Source organism: Bradyrhizobium sp. 930_D9_N1_4, from assembly GCF_052076015.1.
Lineage (GTDB): Bacteria > Pseudomonadota > Alphaproteobacteria > Rhizobiales > Xanthobacteraceae > Bradyrhizobium.
Window position 1 is genome coordinate 6,599,528 of the sequence record NZ_CP197236.1, and the last position, 18,750, is coordinate 6,618,277.

17 protein-coding genes are annotated in these 18,750 nt (G+C 64.4%); 8 read left to right on the forward strand and 9 right to left on the reverse strand.

Annotated elements, in window-relative coordinates; all coding sequences use genetic code 11:
• Nucleotides 1–129 precede the first annotated feature (129 nt).
• Nucleotides 130–1,626, forward strand: a complete 1,497-nt coding sequence (locus tag AB7532_RS31395) for a sensor domain-containing diguanylate cyclase (protein WP_441238536.1) — start codon at nt 130–132, stop codon at nt 1,624–1,626.
• 116 nt (nt 1,627–1,742) lie between these two features.
• Here the strand turns inward: AB7532_RS31395 and galU are convergent, their stop codons facing one another.
• Nucleotides 1,743–2,618 (reverse strand): UTP--glucose-1-phosphate uridylyltransferase GalU, encoded by an 876-nt coding sequence (gene galU / locus AB7532_RS31400; RefSeq protein WP_441238537.1) that lies wholly within the window; start codon nt 2,616–2,618, stop codon nt 1,743–1,745.
• Nucleotides 2,619–2,821: 203 nt separating this feature from the next.
• Here galU and AB7532_RS31405 point away from each other — a divergent pair, with 203 nt between their 5' ends.
• Together AB7532_RS31405 and AB7532_RS31410 are read left to right on the forward strand one after the other, a co-directional pair.
• Nucleotides 2,822–4,204 (forward strand): lytic murein transglycosylase, encoded by a 1,383-nt coding sequence (locus AB7532_RS31405; protein WP_441239392.1) that lies wholly within the window; start codon nt 2,822–2,824, stop codon nt 4,202–4,204.
• 200 nt (nt 4,205–4,404) lie between these two features.
• Complete coding sequence (locus tag AB7532_RS31410) at nt 4,405–6,084, forward strand: SGNH/GDSL hydrolase family protein (RefSeq protein ID WP_441238538.1); 1,680 nt, start codon at nt 4,405–4,407, stop codon at nt 6,082–6,084.
• Between the two features lie 168 nt (nt 6,085–6,252).
• Here the strand turns inward: AB7532_RS31410 and AB7532_RS31415 are convergent, their stop codons facing one another.
• Complete coding sequence (locus tag AB7532_RS31415) at nt 6,253–6,621, reverse strand: CsbD family protein (RefSeq protein WP_441238539.1); 369 nt, start codon at nt 6,619–6,621, stop codon at nt 6,253–6,255.
• Between the two features lie 81 nt (nt 6,622–6,702).
• A complete protein-coding gene (locus AB7532_RS31420) occupies nt 6,703–7,440 on the reverse strand; it encodes an SDR family NAD(P)-dependent oxidoreductase (protein WP_441238540.1) in 738 nt (245 codons plus the stop codon).
• Between the two features lie 97 nt (nt 7,441–7,537).
• Between AB7532_RS31420 and AB7532_RS31425 the strand changes: the two genes are divergently transcribed.
• Both AB7532_RS31425 and AB7532_RS31430 read left to right on the forward strand, forming a co-directional pair.
• Nucleotides 7,538–8,317 carry an SDR family NAD(P)-dependent oxidoreductase gene (locus tag AB7532_RS31425; RefSeq protein WP_441238541.1) on the forward strand — a complete coding sequence of 260 codons (780 nt, stop codon included), beginning with the start codon at nt 7,538–7,540 and terminating at the stop codon, nt 8,315–8,317.
• A gap of 97 nt (nt 8,318–8,414) precedes the next feature.
• The gene (locus AB7532_RS31430) at nt 8,415–9,302 is read left to right on the forward strand and encodes a TauD/TfdA dioxygenase family protein (protein WP_441238542.1); all 888 of its coding nucleotides are present in this window, start codon (nt 8,415–8,417) and stop codon (nt 9,300–9,302) included.
• Nucleotides 9,303–9,455: 153 nt separating this feature from the next.
• Here the strand turns inward: AB7532_RS31430 and AB7532_RS31435 are convergent, their stop codons facing one another.
• Nucleotides 9,456–10,100 carry a YqgE/AlgH family protein gene (locus AB7532_RS31435; RefSeq protein WP_441238543.1) on the reverse strand — a complete coding sequence of 215 codons (645 nt, stop codon included), beginning with the start codon at nt 10,098–10,100 and terminating at the stop codon, nt 9,456–9,458.
• A gap of 142 nt (nt 10,101–10,242) precedes the next feature.
• On the opposite strand from AB7532_RS31435, the gene AB7532_RS31440 reads away from it, so the two are divergent.
• From AB7532_RS31440 to AB7532_RS31450, 3 genes are all read left to right on the forward strand, one after another.
• Nucleotides 10,243–11,082 (forward strand): protein-disulfide reductase DsbD domain-containing protein, encoded by an 840-nt coding sequence (locus AB7532_RS31440; RefSeq protein WP_441238544.1) that lies wholly within the window; start codon nt 10,243–10,245, stop codon nt 11,080–11,082.
• A 567-nt stretch (nt 11,083–11,649) separates the two neighbouring features.
• Nucleotides 11,650–13,017 (forward strand): flippase, encoded by a 1,368-nt coding sequence (locus AB7532_RS31445; protein WP_441238545.1) that lies wholly within the window; start codon nt 11,650–11,652, stop codon nt 13,015–13,017.
• A gap of 210 nt (nt 13,018–13,227) precedes the next feature.
• A complete protein-coding gene (locus AB7532_RS31450; RefSeq protein ID WP_441238546.1) occupies nt 13,228–14,052 on the forward strand; it encodes a sulfite exporter TauE/SafE family protein in 825 nt (274 codons plus the stop codon).
• Between the two features lie 121 nt (nt 14,053–14,173).
• Here AB7532_RS31450 and AB7532_RS31455 read toward each other — a convergent pair whose 3' ends face one another.
• The 5 genes from AB7532_RS31455 to cysW all read right to left on the reverse strand — a co-directional run bounded on the left by AB7532_RS31455 (nt 14,174) and on the right by cysW (nt 18,748).
• Entirely contained in the window at nt 14,174–14,962 is a 789-nt protein-coding gene (locus AB7532_RS31455) for a 3-hydroxybutyrate dehydrogenase (protein ID WP_441238547.1), read from the reverse strand.
• A gap of 1 nt (nt 14,963) precedes the next feature.
• A complete protein-coding gene (locus AB7532_RS31460; RefSeq protein ID WP_441238548.1) occupies nt 14,964–16,139 on the reverse strand; it encodes a DUF3734 domain-containing protein in 1,176 nt (391 codons plus the stop codon).
• A gap of 78 nt (nt 16,140–16,217) precedes the next feature.
• The gene (locus tag AB7532_RS31465) at nt 16,218–16,718 is read right to left on the reverse strand and encodes a CAP domain-containing protein (protein ID WP_441238549.1); all 501 of its coding nucleotides are present in this window, start codon (nt 16,716–16,718) and stop codon (nt 16,218–16,220) included.
• Between the two features lie 91 nt (nt 16,719–16,809).
• Nucleotides 16,810–17,847, reverse strand: coding sequence for a sulfate/molybdate ABC transporter ATP-binding protein (locus AB7532_RS31470; RefSeq protein ID WP_441238550.1), 1,038 nt, complete (start codon nt 17,845–17,847; stop codon nt 16,810–16,812).
• Nucleotides 17,837–18,748, reverse strand: coding sequence for a sulfate ABC transporter permease subunit CysW (gene cysW / locus AB7532_RS31475; RefSeq protein WP_441238551.1), 912 nt, complete (start codon nt 18,746–18,748; stop codon nt 17,837–17,839). Before cysW ends, AB7532_RS31470 begins: the two co-directional genes overlap by 11 nt.
• Nucleotides 18,749–18,750: the final 2 nt, after the last annotated feature.

An 18,750-nucleotide genomic window follows, 5' to 3' on the forward strand; every position in this document is an offset into this window, starting at 1 on the left:
ATTCGCTCAATGGGGTCTGCCAAAAAGCGTCAGCTGAATACACTCTTTCTTAACTCATTGCGGCAGCGCCGTCCCGGCTTAAACACTACGCAAGATTTCGGGCGCATCCACTAGTGTCGGGAGCAAACGATGCTGTCTGGATGGCGCGACGTCACGGCCCGCCGGCCTTGGCGCATTTCGGCGAAGCTGCTGATCATATCGTCCATCGTGACGGTGATCGGCTTTTCCGCCATTTGCGTCAACGTCATGCTCGACATGCGCCGCGGCGAGGAGGCGCTCGCCCGCCAGACGCTGGAGAATCTCGCGACCTCCATCGACTCCGACATCAGCCGCAACATCGAGATCTACGACCTGTCCCTGAAGGCGGTCGCCAGCAACATGCTGCTGCCCGAGGTCAACACGGTCTCCAAGGCGATCCGTCACCTGATCCTGTTCGACCACGCCACGACGGCGAAGCACTTCGGCGCCATCCAGGTGTTCGACGCCGAGGGCAATCTGACCATCGATGCCTCCACGCTGGATCCGGTTCCGCAGAACCGCGGCAGCGAGGACTATTTCTCGGTTCACCGCGACAATCCCGGCGCCGGCCTGTTCATCAGCCGTCCGAGGCTGTTTCGCGGCGCCTATTCGATCGTGCTGAGCCGGCGCATCAGCGACACCGACGGCGGCTTCCTGGGCGTCGTCGCCGGCTCGATCCGCTTCAGCTATTTCCACGAATTGTTCGAACGGTTGACCCTCGACCCCGAAGACACCATCACCGTGCTCAAGCGCGACCGCACCATCATGATGCGGCGGCCCTTCGACCTTGACGTCATCGGCAAGAATTTGAACGAGCATCGGGTCTGGAAGGCCGACAATCTCAGGGTCGGCTCGGCCTTCTCGGGCCAGGGCCCGGTCGATCCGACGCCGCGCCTCTATGCGCGCAGCGGCGACAGCGGCCCGTTGTTCGTGGTGGCGGGCAAGCCGCTGAGCGCCGTGTTCGCGCTGTGGCAGCGGGAGGCTTTTCGCATCGGCGCGGTGGTGCTGACGCTTGCACTGTTCGTGCTGGGATCGACGCTCGTGCTCGCGCGCGAGATCCGCCGGCGCGCCGAGGCCGAAAACAAGCTCGAGGAGATGGCGACGACGGATGCACTCACCGGCCTGAAGAACCGCCGCAAGTTCGATTCCGTCATCGAGGTGGAATGGCGGCGCGCGATGCGCCAGAAGACGCCGGTCGCGCTGTTAATGATCGATGCCGACCACTTCAAGGCCTATAACGACACGTTCGGCCACCAGGCCGGCGACCAGGTGCTGGTCGGCATCGCCATCTGCATTTCCGATTCCGTGAGCCGCGCCGGCGATTGCGCCGCGCGTTATGGCGGCGAGGAATTCGCCGTGCTGCTGCCGGACACCTCGGCCACCGACGCGTTCAAGGTCGCTGAGGCGATCCGCGGCAAGGTGCAGGGCTGGTCCGACGACCAGACGGCCTCGACGGTGTCCTGCGGCATCGCGAGCTTCGTGCCCGCAACCGGCATGGACTGGGCGATCCTGGTCGCCGCCGCCGACAAGGCGTTGTATGCGGCGAAAGCCGGCGGGCGGAATCAGTCGGTCGTCGCGAGCCTGCCGAAGCTGTCGCTGGTGGCGTGAGGGGCCTCCTCCGTCATTGCGAGCGAAGCGAAGCAATCCAGACTGTCTCCGTAGAAACAGTCTGGATTGCTTCGTCGCTTCGCTCCTCGCAATGACGAGCGGGGGAAAGGCGAGACCTACTGCCCCAGATACTTCTTCATCTCCGCAATCAGCCCGTCACGCAGCTCCGGCCGCTTCAGGCCGTAGGCGATGTTGGCACGGAGGAAGCCGGGCTTGGAGCCGCAATCGTGGCGCTCGCCCTCGAACTCGACGCCGTAGAATTTCTGCGATTTGGCCAACCCGATCATGGCGTCGGTGAGCTGGATCTCGCCGCCGGCGCCGCGCTCCTGGGTCTCCAGGATCTTGAAGATCTCGGGCTGCAGGATGTAGCGGCCGGTGATGGAGAGGTTGGAGGGCGCGGTGCCCTTGGCCGGCTTCTCGATCATGCCGTCGACCTCGAACATCTTGCCGGTGCGCTTGCCCACGCCGCAGATGCCGTATTGATGGGTGAGATGGTCGGGCACCGCCTCGACCGCGATGACGTTGGATTTTTCGCCGAGCGACGACGCCGTCTCGATCATCTGCTTCAGACAGCCGGTCGGGTTGAGCACGAGCTCGTCGGGCAGCACGACCGCGAACGGCTCGTTGCCGACGATGTCGCGCGCGCACCAGACCGCGTGACCGAGGCCGAGCGGCGCCTGCTGACGGGTGAAGCTGACGGCGCCGGCTTCCGGCTGGTTCGCCGCCAGGATTTCCTGCTCGGCCTTCTTGCCGCGCTGGCTCAGCGTCGCGTCGAGCTCGAACATCTTGTCGAAATGATCTTCGATGACGTTCTTGTTGCGGCCGGTGACGAAGATGAAGTGCTCGATGCCGGCTTCCCGCGCCTCGTCATAGACGTACTGGATCAGCGGCTTGTCGACGATGGTCAGCATTTCCTTCGGCATCGCCTTGGTGGCGGGCAGGACGCGGGTACCGAGGCCGGCGACGGGGAATACGGCTTTGCGAATTTTCATGGGATCGATCGAATACCTGAGGACGTGAAGGGAGCAATGGTCTCTTGCTAGCTTGTTTGCAGCCGCTAACAAAGGCGGATGTGGGGCCTCCCGATCACAGAGTTAAGAAAAAAGCAGCCACTAAAATTTCACCTTTGTTAAGCTATTGGCAACGGGTCCCGGGCCTCCTGATGGCGGATATTTGGCCGGACGGGTGAGGTATGATGCAATCAGTGGCAGCGCTGGCGAAACGTGCTGGATTTGTGACCAACGTAACAATCGTTGCGGTCGCCTTGCTGTTGCCTGCCGCCGCGCACGCACAGGCGCAGAACGGCCTGTCGAACCTGTTCGGCGGCATTTTCTCCGGCCCCAATGCCGCGCCCGCGCAAGCCCCGTCCAGCCCCGGCGGCCCCCTGCCCTGGACCGGCGAGGACGGCGCCTCCGGCCATCCGCTGATGACGGCGGCTGCGATCCGCGAGGCCGCCTCCAATTTCAACAATTGCGTTGCAGGGATGTGGCCCGATGCCGCACGCCGCAACATCACGCAGGAGAATTTCCAGCGCTTCACGACCGGGCTGTCGCCTGACCTGCGCATCATGGACCTGATGGATTCGCAGCCGGAATTCACCAAGTCGATCTGGGACTATCTCGACATCCTCGTGAACGACAACCGCCTCGCCAAGGGCCGCGAGGTGCTCGCCAAATACAAGGCGCAGTTCGAGGCCACCGAAAAGGCCACTGGCGTCGACCGCTACATCATCGCCTCGATCTGGGGCATCGAGTCCAATTACTCGACGCAGATGGGCGACCGCAGCGTGCTGCAATCGACCGCGACGCTCGCCTGCATCGGCCGCCGCCAGGCCTATTTCAAGGACGAATTCCTCTCCGCGCTGGAGATCGTCAATCGCGGCGATCTCAGGCCGGAGCAGATGCGCGGCTCCTGGGCCGGCGCGTTCGGGCCGACCCAGTTCATGCCGACCGCGTTCAAGCGCTTCGCCGTCGATGGCGACGGCGACGGACGCCGCGACGTCGTCGACAATCCGACCGATCTGATTGCGTCGACTGCCAACAATCTGAAGAAGGACGGTTGGCAGGCCGGCCAGACCTGGGGCTACGAGGTCGTGGTGCCCAAGGGCTTCAACTACATGCTGGCCGACCGCGCCAAGGCGATGACGATGGCGCAGTGGGAGAAGCTCGGGCTGAAGCGGCCGGCCAACCAGCCCTTCCCGCATCCGGCGGAGAAAGCCTATCTGCTGGCGCCGGCCGGCGCGCAGGGACCGGGCTTCCTGATGCTCCAGAACTACCGCGTCATCATGAAGTACAACCCGGCCGAGGCCTACGCGCTGGCGATCGGCCATTTCGCCGACCGGCTGCGCGGCGGCCAGCCCTTCGTGCAGCCCTGGCCGCGGCAGGAGCGCGAGCTGTCCCGCACCGAGCGACTGGAACTCCAGCAGCTGCTGGCCCAGCGCGGCTTCTACAAGGGCACCCCGGACGGCCAGTTCGGCGGCCAGACAAGGGAAGCGCTGCGCAATTTCCAGGCCTCGATCGGGGTGCCCGCCGACGGGTTTGCCTCGTCAGACGCGCTGGACCGGCTACGCGGGCGGTAAAATCGCGCCGAAAGTAACCCTGAACAGGGATTTTGGCAGCCAGCCTTGACGGAGGCGGCTGTTCCCCGGCGTATGGGTCAGGAATCTTCAAGAGAACAAGAATCTTCAAGAGAATCTGCCACGGAGTTTGCCCGTTTGGCGCCCGATTCCGTTAGTATATCGAGCCTGTTCCGATCCCCATTGCGCGTGCCCGAGATCGCATGTCGAAGCATAAGTCCTTCTTCAAGGTGCTGACCGAGACCGGCCCGTTGATCGCGCTGGGGACGGCGCTCGCGATTCTGGTCTCGATCGCGGGACCAGCCTCGGCGCAGTTCTTCAACTTCCCCGGCTTCGGCGGTCCGCCGCAGCGCCAAGCCCCGCCACAACGCGGCGGCGGACGCGACGGCGGGTGGTTCGGCGGCGACTTCTTCGCACCGTTCCAGCAGCAACAGCCGCAGGCACCGCGCCAGGACTTTTCCCGCGCCCCGGCGCCGGCCAAGCGCGACACCATTCCGGACAAGAACGTGCTGGTGATCGGCGACGCCATGGCCGACTGGCTCGCCTACGGTCTCGAAGACGCCTACAGCGATCAGCCCGACATGGGTGTGATCCGCAAGCACAAGACCAATTCGGGCCTGATCAAGTACCAGCCGCGCGGCGAGCCCTCGGATTGGGTGGCGGCGGCAAAGGGTATCCTCGAGACCGAAAAGCCTGACGCCATCGTCGTCATGCTCGGCCTCAACGACCGCATGGCGATCCGCGAAGCCGCGCCCGACAAGCCTTCCGACAAGGACAAAAAGAACGACAAGGGCGCGCGCGGCAAGCCGCCGGCGAAGCCCGGCGACGCCAAGCCCGGCGATACCGCGGCGAAGCCGGACGACAAACCGGCCGACACCGACCTGCCGCAGGACGATGCCGACAACGCCGATACGCCGGCGGGCGGCGCGCCCGAGAAGACCGCGCGCAATCCGAACGGCCTCACTGAATTCCGTGACGAGCGCTGGGTCGAGCTTTACGGCAAGAAGATCGAGGAGCTTGCCAATGTCCTCAAGGCCAAGGGCGTGCCCGTGCTCTGGGTCGGCCTGCCCGCGATCCGCGGCCCCAAGGGCACGGCGGACATGCTGTTCCTGGATTCGCTCTATCGCGAAGGCGCGGCCAAGGCCGGTATCACCTATGTCGACGTCTGGGACGGCTTTGTCGACGAAGCCGGCCGCTTCCTTCAGAAGGGTCCGGATTTCGAAGGCCAGATCCGTCAGCTGCGCAGCGGGGACGGCGTCTATTTCACCAAGCCCGGCGCGCGCAAGCTTGCGCACTATGTCGAGCGCGAGATTACGCGCCTGCTTGCGGGGCGCTCCGGCCCGATCGCGCTGCCGAGCGAACCGGCGACGCCCGACACCAGCGCCGAGCCCGGCAAGCCCGCGCCGCGGCCGCTCGCCGGCCCGATCGTGCCGCTGGTTGCGGCCTCGATCTCGACCGATCAATTGCTGGGTGGACCGGGCTCCCGGCCGGCCTCCGTCGATGCGCTCGCTGCGAGGACGATGGTGAAGGGCGAACCGCTGGCCGCTCCGGCCGGCCGTGCCGACGACTATGCCTGGCCGCGCCGCGAAGTCGGCCGCGAGCAAGCCAAGGGCGATACGCCGATGGCCACGACCACGCCTGACGGCAATGTTGCTCCGGGCACTGCCGCAGCGATCGCGCCGCCAAAGCTGGCGCCGAAGAAGCCGCCGGTCGTGCAGCAACCGGCACAGGCCCAGCCGTCGTTGCGTGATTTCTTCGGCTTCGGTTCGCCGCAGCCGGCGCCGCGTCAACTCGCGCCCGCGCCGGGTCCGCGCAGCCCGAATCCGAACCCCGGGATCCCGCGTCCGCCGGGTAACGTCGGACGGGCGGCGGAAGTCCGGTAGTTGATCTCATGTCCCGGACGCGTCGCAGCACGTCTTAGTGATGCGATGCAGAGCCGAGACCCAGCACTTGCGGCAATCATAAAAGAACGGGCCCCGGCTCTGCGCAGCAGCGCTCTAGCGCTGCAGCGCGTCCGGGGCACGAGAGATGTGGCTTTGACTCAGCCGTAATTAATAACGCCAGCGCGGCGGCGGGCGGCGGGCGGGGCGCGACATCAGCAGCGCGAGTGCGAAGCCGATGCCGCCGGCGATCAGGAGTGATCCGAGCGGATTGTCCTGCACCTTCTGGGCAATCGCCTGCGAACCGTCGCGCAGGGTTTCGGCCGGCTTGTCGTAGGCGTCCTTGGCGTAGCTCGCCGCAGTATCCGTGGCGTCACGCACGGCGTCCTTGGCCTGGCCGTAGAGATTCTGCACGGTGCCTGCCGCTTCGCGGGCCTTGCCTGACGCCTGTGTCTGCGCATCGCCAGCGAGATCACCGACGGCGCCTTCTGCGCGTCCAGCGAATTCCTTGGCCGATCCAACGATCCGATCTTTATCCATGATGCTCCTCCTCGGGGGTCTGCCCAAGTAACCGATCAGGAGCGACGCGGTTCCAAGTCGGATTGAAAGTGTGTAGCCCGCCTACAGGATCAGCCCGCCATCGACGACCAGCGTCTGGCCGATGATGTAGGACGACAGCGGCGAGGCCAGGAACAGGGCCGCGCCCGCCATGTCGGCCGGCGTGCCCAATCGCCGCAGCGGAATGCGCGACAATGCGCCTTCGAGCCGCTTGGGATTGTCGGTGGTCACCTTGGTCATCTTGGTGTCGACCAGACCGGGCGCGATGCCGTTGACGCGGATGCCGTCCTCGGCCCAGGCCTCGCCGAGCGTCCGCGTCAATCCGACCGCGCCAGTCTTCGAGGCGTTGTAGCCGGGATTGCCCATGGTGGAGTGATAGGCCGCGGTCGAGGACACCATGATCAGCGCGCCCCTGGCATCCCGCAACATGGAATGAAATCGCGTCGCGCACGCCATCAGGCTCATCAGGTTGACTTCGACGACCTTGCGGAAGCCGCTCATCTCGAACTCGCCGCGGCGATAGAGCACGGCGCCTTGCGCGAGCACGAGGACATCGAGCCGGTCGAACGACGGCTTGAAGGCTTCGATCGCAGCGGGGTTGCTAACATCGAGCTGCGCGTAAGAAAGCCCCGCGAGATCGGAACCTTCATCGGCCGAATATTCCGCTGCATGAGCACGCGTGCCGCACACCGCAACATGCGCGCCTCTGGTGCGAAAGGCTTGCGCGATGCCGTTGCCGATACCGCTGGAGCCGCCGACGACCAGCACCTGCCTGCCCGAGAAATCCAGCTCGTTCGCCATCGCGGCCTCCCCTTTTGTTTTGCTTGTTTGACCTGTCTGCGGATCGGTGCCAGCCTTGTCAATCATAACAACAAACAAGACGCCGCGAGGAAACGCCATGTCCGACTTCAAGCAGCTCAGCCGCTCCGTAAAGGGCCTGACCGTTCTCGTCACGGGCGCTGCGAGCGGCATGGGGCGTGCGACTGCGCGCGTGTTTGCGTCCGAGGGCGCGAACGTCGCCGTCACTGATTATGACGAGCAAGGCGCGCACGCCGTTGCGAAGGAGATCGCAGCAAGCGGCGGCTCGGCGAAGGCGTGGAAGCTCGATGTCGCCGACGGCGGCGAGATCAAGCGGGTGGTTGGTGATGTCGCCGCGCATTTCGGCGGGCTCGACATCATCGTCAACAATGCCGGCATCTCCGTGCGCGTCGCGATCGATGACGAGGCCTATGAAGACGCCTGGGCCAGGGGCATCGCGGTGATGCTGACAGCGCATCCGCGCATCATCCGCGCCGCGCTGCCGCATCTGCGCAAGTCGCAATCCCCGCGCATTGTCAACATCGCGTCCACCGAAGCGCTTGGCGCCACCGGATTGCACAGCCCCTATTCGGCGGCGAAGGGCGGCGTGGCCAGCCTCACACGCTCGCTCGCCGTCGAGCTCGGCCGCGAGGGCATCACCGTCAATTGCATCTGCCCGGGGCCGATCCGCACCGCCATCACCGACCGCATCTCGGAAGAGCACAAGACGATCTATGCCAAGCGCCGCACGGCCCTCGACCGCTACGGCGACCCCGAAGAGGTCGCGCATATGACGCTGAGCCTGTGCCTGCCGGCCGCGTCGTTTCTCACCGGTGCGGTGATCCCGGTGGATGGCGGGTTGATGGCGAGAAACGCGTGAGAGCCATGCGCGGCCAGCGTTGACAACCACGAGTGCGGGAGTAGCTTTTTTACCGGCAGAGCGGGACCAACCGCTCGCGGTTCGCGGGAGAGACGCCATGACGATCGCCATCCGGCAGCTTCAGACGCATTTTGTCGGCGAGGTGTCCGGCCTCGATCTGCGAAAGCCGCTCACACCGGACGAGGCGCGCGAGGTCGAGGCCGCCATGGACAAATATGCGGTGCTCGTCTTTCACGACCAGGACATCGACGACGAGCAGCAGATGGCTTTTGCGCTGAACTTTGGCCAGCGCGAGGATGCACGTGGCGGCACGGTCACGAAAGAAAAGGACTACCGGCTCCAGTCGGGCCTGAACGACGTCTCCAATCTCGGCAAGGACGGCAAGCCGCTGGCGAAGGACAGCCGCGCGCATCTGTTCAATCTCGGTAACTGCCTGTGGCATTCCGACAGCTCGTTCCGTCCCATCCCGGCCAAGTTCTCGCTGCTGTCGGCGCGCGTGGTGAACCCGAAGGGCGGCAACACCGAATTCGCCGACATGCGCGCGGCCTATGACGCGCTCGACGACGACACCAAGACGGAGATCGAGGATCTCGTCTGCGAACACTCGCTGATGTATTCGCGGGGATCGCTCGGCTTCACCGAATACACCGACGACGAGAAGGCGATGTTCAAGCCGGTGCTGCAACGGCTGGTGCGGACCCATCCGGTGCATCGCCGCAAGTCGCTGTATCTGTCATCGCATGCCGGCAAGATCGTCAGCATGAGCGTGCCGGAGGGGCGGCTGCTGCTGCGCGATCTCAACGAGCACGCGACCAACGCGGACTTCGTCTACGTCCATAAATGGAAGCTGCATGACCTCGTGATGTGGGACAACCGCCAGACCATGCACCGCGTCCGCCGTTACGACCAATCCCAGCCGCGGGACATGCGCAGGGCGACGGTGGCGGGGACGGAGCCGACAGTGCAGCAGCAGGCGGCGGAGTAATATCTACTCAGCAACCGGTGTCATCGCCCGGCTTGACCGGGCGATCCAGTACTCCGAGACCGTTGCAATTCAATCGATGGGCCGCGGCGTACTGGATGCCCCGCCCCCCGTGCGCAATTGCGCACTAGGCGGGGCATGACAGCGAGAGAGACGCTACGCGTGCCCCGCCTCGTTCGAGAGCATGCCGGGGTCGATACCGATCTTCCGCAACGCACGTCCGTACTTCTCGTCGACATCGTCGCCGAAGATCAAATCCGAATCGGCGTCGCAATGCAGCCAGCCGTTGCTCTGGATTTCGGTCTCGAGCTGGCCCGGCGCCCAGCCGGCATAGCCGAGCGCGAGGATGGCGTGCTTGGGGCCGGAGCCGTTGGCGATCGCGCGCAGGATGTCGACGGTCGCGGTCAGGCAGACGCCGTCGTCGATCCGGAGCGTCGCGTTCTCGATGTAGAAATCGCTGGAGTGCAGCACGAAGCCGCGGCCCGTGTCGACCGGGCCGCCGCGCAGCACCTTCATGCTCTCGGCATTCTCCGGCAGCTTGATTTGCTCGCCCTTCCTGATGATGCCGAGCTGCTGCAACAGCTCGGGGAAGTCGATGCTGCCCGCAGGATGATTGACGATGATGCCCATCGCGCCTTCGGCGGAATGGGCGCAGAGGTAGATCACCGAGCGCTCGAAGCGTTCATCGCCCATCACGGGCATTGCGATCAGGAGCTGGCCATCGAGATATCCAGCAGAACTGGGGAGCGCGGGGCCCGGCTTGCGGGTGCTTTCGCCCGTCCTCTTGCCTGTGGGAGCCATCGGTGAAGCACTCCGGTTTCAATTCCTATCCTGATGTCGGGCCGGGCTGCTGTCAAATCAAGGGTTGCACGGACGTGATTCAAGTGCATCCATCACAAGCAATTCAATGGTTTGCCCCGGGGTGACCCTGTAAAGACGTGCCATGCTGACAAGAGTTCCCCTGCATGCGGCGATTGGCGTCGCGACAACCCTGCTTGCGTCGTCATTGGCGTTGGGGGCCTATGCCGACGATTCTTCGCCGTGGCAGCGCGACGGACATTCCGCGGTGCGGCTGCTCGCGGGATCACGCAGCGGTGCCGTGCTGCTCGGTGGTATCGCCTTCCAGATCCAGCCGGGGTGGAAGACTTATTGGCGCATGCCGGGCGATTCCGGCGTGCCGCCACGGTTCGACTTCTCGAAGTCGGACAATGTCGAAGCCGTGACAGTGATGTGGCCGGCGCCGCAAAAATTCCCCGACGGCGCGGGCGGTCATTCGATCGGCTATCACGACCAGATCGTGCTGCCGCTCCGCATTGTCGCCAAGGCGGCCGACAAGCCGGTGACGCTGCGCGCCGAGATCAATTACGCGGTGTGCGAAAAGCTCTGCATCCCCGTCGAGGCCAGTGCCGAGCTCGGCTTCAACAACGTCGCCTCGACCGAGGACGCGAATCTGCGTGCCGCGCTGGATACGGTGCCGAAGCCCGCTAATGTCGGCGATCCGAATCCGCTGACCATTCGCGACATCAAGCGCGACGGACCCAGGAATGTGGTTGTCGACGTGGTCGTGCCTGACAACCGCAACGTCAATCTGTTCGTGGAAGGGCCGACACTGGATTGGGCACTGCCGATTCCGGAGCCGGCCCAGCAAAGCCCGGCAGGCGTAAAGCGATTTTCGTTCGAGCTCGACGGATTGCCGCCGGGCGCCAAGCCCGATGGCGCCGCGTTGAAGTTCACGCTGGTCGGGCCGGAGAAGTCGTACGAGTTCAATACGAACCTGGAATAGGTCAGGACGCGGGGCAGACCTTCGAGGCCTGCTTTTCCTGCAATTTTTTCGTGCAATACAGGCTGCATCGCTGACCGCCGACTTTGGCGCAGGCGGCCAGGCACTTCTCGTACGAGCATCCCCACGTGTCCGCCCGCGCCGGAGCCGCGGAAGTGAGATTGACGCTAGCGATGGCAGCGAGAGCAGTCAGACACATCAGAAATCGACGCATAATTCGCTCCTCTTGAAAACCGGTGATCAACGCAAGCATGCCGCCGGGAGTCGAATATCGCCAAGATCTGGAAGTCAACAAATGTTGGAGACGATCCTCGACCAATCCGGCACCGGGCCGAAATGAGTGCGCATGCGGTCGGCAGCGCAAATTCCAAATGAACCCAATATGCGCGTATCCTAGCAGCGCGGCTGCGCTTCGCAAGACGGAGCGTGCTTCCGCGTGCAGGCCGCCGCCGGCAATGACGCGACGATCCAACCGAATCTTAACGAATGGTTGCTAAGCCCCAAGGCTGCAAAGCGCGGCTGCTGAAGCAAGCCTGCCGCAACATTCGGGATGCCCGGGGACTTTTCGAATTGGCCGTGATGGATGCAGAACCCGCAACGACCGCTCCGGCCGGCCTCATTGCACGGCTGCGCGCAAAACTGACGGGCGGGTCGAGCGAGGCGTCGCTGACGCGGCGGCTTGCGGGCACCATCTTCATCATCCGCGTCATCAGCGCAGGCCTTGCCTATTTCTCGCAGGTTCTGCTGGCGCGCTGGATGGGCACGTCGGACTACGGCGTCTATGTCTATGTCTGGACCTGGGTGCTGCTGCTCGGCAGCATGATGGATTTCGGCATCGCGGCCTCCGCGCAAAAGATCATTCCGGAGTACCGCACCAGCGGCGACCAGGCGCTGCTGCGCGGCTTTCTCTCCGGTAGCCGCTGGCTCGTCTTTGCGGTCTCCATGATGATGTCACTCGGGCTTGCCGGCATGGTCCGGCTGCTGTCGCCCTGGATCGAACCGGCCGAGGTGCTGCCGCTCTATATCGGCTGCATGACGCTGCCCGCCTTCGTCGTCGCCAACACCCAGGACGGCATCGCGCGCTCGCATGACTGGATGCAGCTCGGCCTGATGCCGCAATTCATCATCCGCCAGGGACTGATCATCGGCATCACGGCCTGCGCCTTCCTGCTCGGCTATCATCTCGGCGCCGTCGCCGCGATGGTCGCGAGCGCCGGCGCGGTGTGGATCGCGATGACCGGGCAGATGGTGGTGCTGAACCGCAAGCTCGCCGATCACATGGAGCCCGGGCCGAAGGCCTACGACGTCCGCGGCTGGCTCGCGGTGTCGCTGCCGATCCTGCTGGTCGAGAGCTTTTACCTGCTGCTGTCCTACACCGACGTGCTGGTGCTTCAGCAATTCCGCCCCTCCGACGAGGTCGGCGTCTATTTCGCCGTGGTGAAGACGCTGGCGCTGGTCTCCTTCATCCACTACGCGATGTCGGCGACGACGGCGCATCGCTTCGCCGAATACAACGCGCTCGGCGACAAGGCGCGCCTGTCGGCCTATGTCGCGCATGCCATCAACTGGACGTTCTGGCCGTCGCTGGCCGCGACCATCGTGCTGCTTGCGCTCGGCAAGCCGTTGCTGTGGCTGTTCGGGCCGCAATTCACGGTCGGCTACGACATCATGTTCGTCGCCGCGATCGGCCTCGTGGTGCGCTCTGCGATCGGCCCGGTCGAGCGCCTGCTCAACATGCTCGGCCAGCAGAAGATCTGCGCGCTGGCCTACGCACTCGCCTTCGTGATGAACCTCGTGCTCTGCATCGCCCTGGTGCCGCGCTACGGCGGCCACGGCGCCGCAGCCGCGACCTCGATCTCGCTCAGCTTCGAGACCGTGCTGCTGTTCTGGATCGTGCGGCAGCGGCTGGGGCTGCACGTGCTGGCGTTCGGTAAGTAGGTACTACGCACCTGCTCTTGCTCGCTTACCTTTGCTCGCTCCCTCAGGGAACGACTGTTTCACAGCGCACCCGAGAACAAGCTGAAACAGCTGCCCATCGCCGGCCGGCAGCATGATTTTTCTTATTGCGCTCAATCGGTTGCACGCCAGGGGAAACTTATTCTACGTCGTATTGCCCCACCGACGAGATAAACCTAAGATTCCGCAGACATGATCGATCCGCTTTATGTCGCCTCCGGTTTCGGCGTTGGCCTCCTTGTCGGGATGACCGGCGTCGGCGGCGGCTCGTTGATGACGCCGCTGCTGATCCTGCTGTTCGGCGTCCATCCCTCCACTGCCGTCGGCACCGACCTGCTCTATGCCGCCGCGACCAAGACCGGCGGCAGCGTGGTGCACGGCTGGTCGCGCAGCGTGCACTGGCCGGCGGTGCTGCGGCTCGCCTGCGGCAGCATTCCAGCGAGCGCGCTGACGCTGCTCGTGCTGTGGAAGCTCGACCTCAAAAGCGCTTCCGAGCGCAATCTCGTCAACCTGGTGCTGTGCTTCGCGCTGCTGCTCACCGCGACCTCGCTGATCTTCCGCAAGTCGATCATGGAGCGCTATCGCAAGCGCCTCGAGCAGGTCGATGAACGCACCACGGCGATTGCGACCGTCGTCACCGGCATCGTGCTCGGCGTACTGGTGTCGATTTCATCCGTCGGCGCCGGCGCGGTCGGCGTCACCGTGCTGCTGCTGCTCTACCCGCGCCTGCCGATGGCAACCATCGTCGGCTCCGACATCGCGCATGCGGTGCCGCTGACGCTGGTGGCGGGTATCGGGCACTGGCTGCTCGGCTCGGTCGACTGGACCCTGATGGGCGTGCTGCTGCTGGGCTCGCTGCCCGGCATCATCCTCGGCAGCTACAGCGCGACGCGTGTGCCGGAGACGGTGCTGCGCGTGGCACTCGCCTGCGTGCTGATGGTGGTTGCAGGCAAGATCCTGTTCGCGGAGTTGAACTTGTCATCCGCGATCGTGACGGCGCTGGCGTGGGGGCATTGAGCGAAGACCGCGCGGAAATCTCGTGGGGTGGGCAAAGCGAAGCGTGCCCATCACCTTTTCGATCGAGAGAGATGGTGGGCACGGCGCTTTCGCGCCTTTGCCCACCCTACGGATCGAACCCTTACTCCGCCGTCCAGCCGCCGTCGATCGACAGGTTGGTGCCCGTGATCTGCGCGGCATCGTCGCCGCAGAGGAACAGTGCCAATGCTGCGACCTGCTCGGAGGTGACGAACTCCTTGGTCGGCTGGGCGTCGAGCAGCACGTCGTTGATGACCTGCTCCCGCGTGAGGCTGCGCGCCTTCATGGTGTCGGGGATCTGCTTCTCGACCAGCGGCGTCCAGACATAGCCGGGGCTGATGCAGTTGCAGGTGATCTTGTGGGTCGCAACTTCGAGCGCCACGGTCTTGGTGAGACCGGCAATGCCGTGCTTGGCCGACACATAGGCCGACTTGAAGGGCGAGGCGACCAGCGAATGCGCCGAGGCCGTGTTGATGATGCGGCCCCAGCCCTTCTTCTTCATGCCGGGGACGGCGGCGCGAATGGCATGGAAGGCCGAGGACAAATTGATTGCGATGATCTGGTCCCACTTCTCGGGCGGGAATTCCTCGATCGGGGAGACGAACTGGATGCCGGCATTGTTGACGAGGATGTCGACCGACCCGAAGCTCTTCTCGCCGAGCGCGATCATGCCGGCGATCTCCGCCGGCTTGGTCATGTCGGCGGGCGAATAGACCGCCTTCACGCCGAAATCGGACTCGATCTTGGCACGCTCCTTCTCGATGTCCTCCGGCGAACCGAAGCCATTGATGACGACATTTGCGCCCGCGGCCGCGAAAGCGCGCGCATAGGCAAGGCCGATGCCGCTGGTCGAACCCGTGACGACGGCGTTCTTGCCTGACAGACTACCCATTTTATTCGCTCCTTTTTGGCGGGGGCGCGGTGACGTCCCCCGTGAGATCGTAGGTCACCATGGTCTCGCCGGACTGCGGCTTCTCGAGCCAGTCCTTGTGGCGCATCGACAGATGCACGTCGCGCACGCCGGCTTCCCAATGCTCGACCATGGCGACATGCGAGAAGTCGTAATCCTTGGACGAGGATTCGTAGTTCTTGCTGCGGTAGATCAGGTGCACCACGGTGACGGTGCTTTCACGCGATACCTTCGCAAGGAATTCCACGGAAGGATCGTTCTTGAGATAATCGGGCAATTTCGAAATCAGGTCGCGCACCGCCCTGCGGGCGTTGTGGATCTGCTTGTTCTTGTCGGTGTTCATCCGGGTGCGGCTGGAGAAGCGGATGTCCTTCTCGCGCTCGGTGGCCTCGAGCAGCGAATTCGGCAGATCGCCGCGCGCGGAAAACAGATCGACCTGGAAAATCAGCATGTCGCGATCGAGTTCGGCATCGAGCACGTAGTCAAGCGGTGTGTTGGAGGCGATGCCGCCGTCCCAATAATGCTCGCCGTCGATCACGACGGACGGAAAGCCCGGCGGCAGCGCGCCGGAGGCCATGATGTGCTCGGGGCCGAGCTTCTTGCCGAGCTTCTTGAACTCGAAATTATCGAAATATTTGAAGTTGCCCGAGGTGACGCCGACCGCACCGACCGACAGGCGCGTCTTCAGATCGTTGATGCGGTCGAAATCGACCAGACGCTCCAGCGTCTTCTTCAGTGGCGCGGTGTCGTAGTAGCTCTCGGCCTGCGGGCTGCCGGGCGGCCACAGCGGCGCAGGCGGAACGCGCGGAATGAAAAAGCCGGGCACGCCGAAGGTCGCGATCAACGCGGCGCTGGTCGAGTTGAACAGCTCGCGGCTGTGATCGCTGGTGCCGAACGGCTTCCACGGCACCGGCGCGGAGACCATCTCCCAGAATTCCTTCAGCCGCTTGACGCGGGTATGGCCCTCGTTGCCGGCGATGATGGCGGCGTTGACCGCGCCGATGGAGATGCCGGCAACCCATTCCGGCTCGAAGTCGAAATGGCACAGCGCCTGGTAGGCGCCGGCCTGATAGGAGCCGAGCGCACCGCCGCCCTGGAGCACCAGGACGCGTTGCGCCTTCGCGGGGACTGTTGCGATTTCCGGGCTATGATCGGTCATGTGGGAACATTAACAAAAGACGGGCCACCGTGGCGACAGTCCGCCGCGGCGTCAATGCATCCCGGGATCAAGTCTGGCTTATCGGTCCGTCGAGGCCAGGATCATGGTCCAGAACACCTTGTATTTGGTGCCCGGAGCATAGCCCGCCGCAATGCCCAATTTTGTGACACCGTTCTTGAGCATGTTGGCGCGGTGGGGCGGCGAGTCGCGCCAGCCGGAAAACGCTTCCGCCAGCGTATGATAGCCGGCCGAGACGTTCTCGACGGCGACCGTGGCCGGATATCCGCCGGTGGCAAGACGCTTGGCCAGCGGCGCGCGGACGTCGTGGTCCATCTTGTTGGCCGCGGCCATGGCCTGGGACTGGGATTCGGCAAGCCGCATCAGATCGGGGTCGACCGCAACGGTGCCGAGCCCGTTGTTCTGGCGGTATTGCGAGATCATGATCGCGGCCGCCTGCGCGTCGAGCTTGGCGCCCGGAACGGCCATGTCGGTGTACATCGACGGCTGCTGGACCGGCGCTTCGTTGCCGGCGCAGCCGGCGAGAAGCAAAGTGATAGCTATCGCGGCCGCAGCGCGCATGAATCGGAGCCCCCAGAGGAAGGGCCGTTGTTGCATACCAACCGTGGCTGAAAGGTGAATTTTGAGGAAAATTCGACCTGTCGGAGGCGGCTCAGGCGCCCGCAAATACCCGGTAGCGGCGGGGTTCGAGGCCGATCGTGTCCCCTGCCCGCAATTCCCTGTCGCGGGGGGCGTCGATCTCGATGGTCTCGCCGCCTGACAGCACGACCTCGGCCCGCTGCACGGGGCCGAAATTGCGGACATGTTGAACCGCGCCCTCGAAAGCACCGCTGCCGGGCGGGCCGACCAGCATGTCATGTCGCCGCACGAACAGCTTTGACGCACCAGGCGCAAGCCCGTCCGCCGCAAGGCGAAGCGGCTGCTCGCCGAGCCGGATCACGCCGCCCTCGACCTGGACCGGGAGCTCGATGGATTCGCCGATGAAGCTGTGAACGAAGGCGGTCGCCGGGGTCTCATAGACATCGTTGGGCGAGCCGATCTGCTCGATCCTGCCCTTGTCCATCACCACGACGCGGTTGGCGACTTCCAGTGCCTCTTCCTGGTCATGGGTGACGAAGATCGAGGTGACGTTGATCTCGTGATGAAGCGAGCGCAGCCATCTCCGCAGCTCCTTGCGCACCTTGGCATCGAGCGCGCCGAAGGGTTCGTCGAGTAGCAGGATGCGCGGCTCGATCGCGAGCGCACGGGCGAGTGCGATGCGCTGGCGCTGGCCACCGGAGAGCTGGCTCGGATAGCGGTCGGCCAACCAGTCGAGTTGCACGAGATCGAGCAGCTCCTTGACGCGTGCGCGAATGGTCGCTTCGTCCTTGCGGATCGCGCGGGGCTGCACGCGCAGGCCGAAGGCGACATTCTCGAACACCGTCATGTGACGAAACAGCGCGTAATGCTGGAACACGAAGCCGACGTGACGTTCGCGCGCGCCCTGCGCCAGCGCATCCTCGCCGTTGAAGGCAACGTCGCCCGCATCCGGCCAGTCAAGGCCTGCGATAATCCGCAGCAGAGTGGTCTTGCCGGAACCGGAGGGGCCGAGCAGCGCCAGCAGCTCGCCGTCATTGACCTTGAGGTCGACGCCGTCGAGGGCCTTGAAGCTGCCGAACTTCTTGACGAGATTCCTGACTTCAATGGTCATTGACGTCTTGTCCTTCGTCGAGGTGACTTTCGAGAACGGTCTTGGCGATCAGCGTGATCAGCGCCAGCATCGCCAGCAGTGAGGCGATCGCGAACGCCGCGACGAACTGGTACTCGTTGTAGAGAATCTCGACCAGCAGGGGCATCGTATTGGTCTCGCCACGGATGTGGCCTGACACGACCGAGACCGCGCCAAACTCGCCCATCGCGCGCGCGTTACAGAGGAGAACGCCGTAGAGCACGCCCCATTTGATATTGGGCAGCGTGACGCGGAAGAAGGTTTGCAGGCCCGACGCGCCGAGCGAGACCGCGGCCTCCTCCTCCTGCGTGCCCTGCTCCTGCATCAGCGGGATCAACGCGCGCGCCACGAACGGGAAGGTCACGAAAGTGGTGGCAAGCGCAATACCGGGCACCGCGAACAGGATCTGGATGTCGTGATCCCGCAGCCAGTTGCCGAAATAGCCCTGCGCGCCGAACAGCAGCACGAAGACGAGGCCGGAGATTACCGGGCTCACCGAGAACGGCAGATCGATCAGCGTGATCAGGAAGGTCTTGCCTGGAAACTCAAACTTCGCAATCGCCCAGGCGGCGACGAGACCGAACACGAGATTGAGGCCGACCGAGATCGCCGCGACGATCAGCGTCAGCTTGATCGCACTCAGCGCCTCCGGCTCGGCCAGTGCCGAGAGATAAGCGAGAACCCCCTTCGAAAAGGCCTGCGCGAACACCAGGACCAGCGGCAGCACGACGAAGACGCTGAGGAAGATCACGGCCAGCGCGATGATGACGATGCGCACCGCGGGCGGCTCGGTGCGGAGACTGTCGCGGGCAGCGGCAGCGTGGGCACGCGCGCGCGCATCGGGTGAAGCCAGCGAGACGGGTTCTGCGATCTGCATCGTCATGA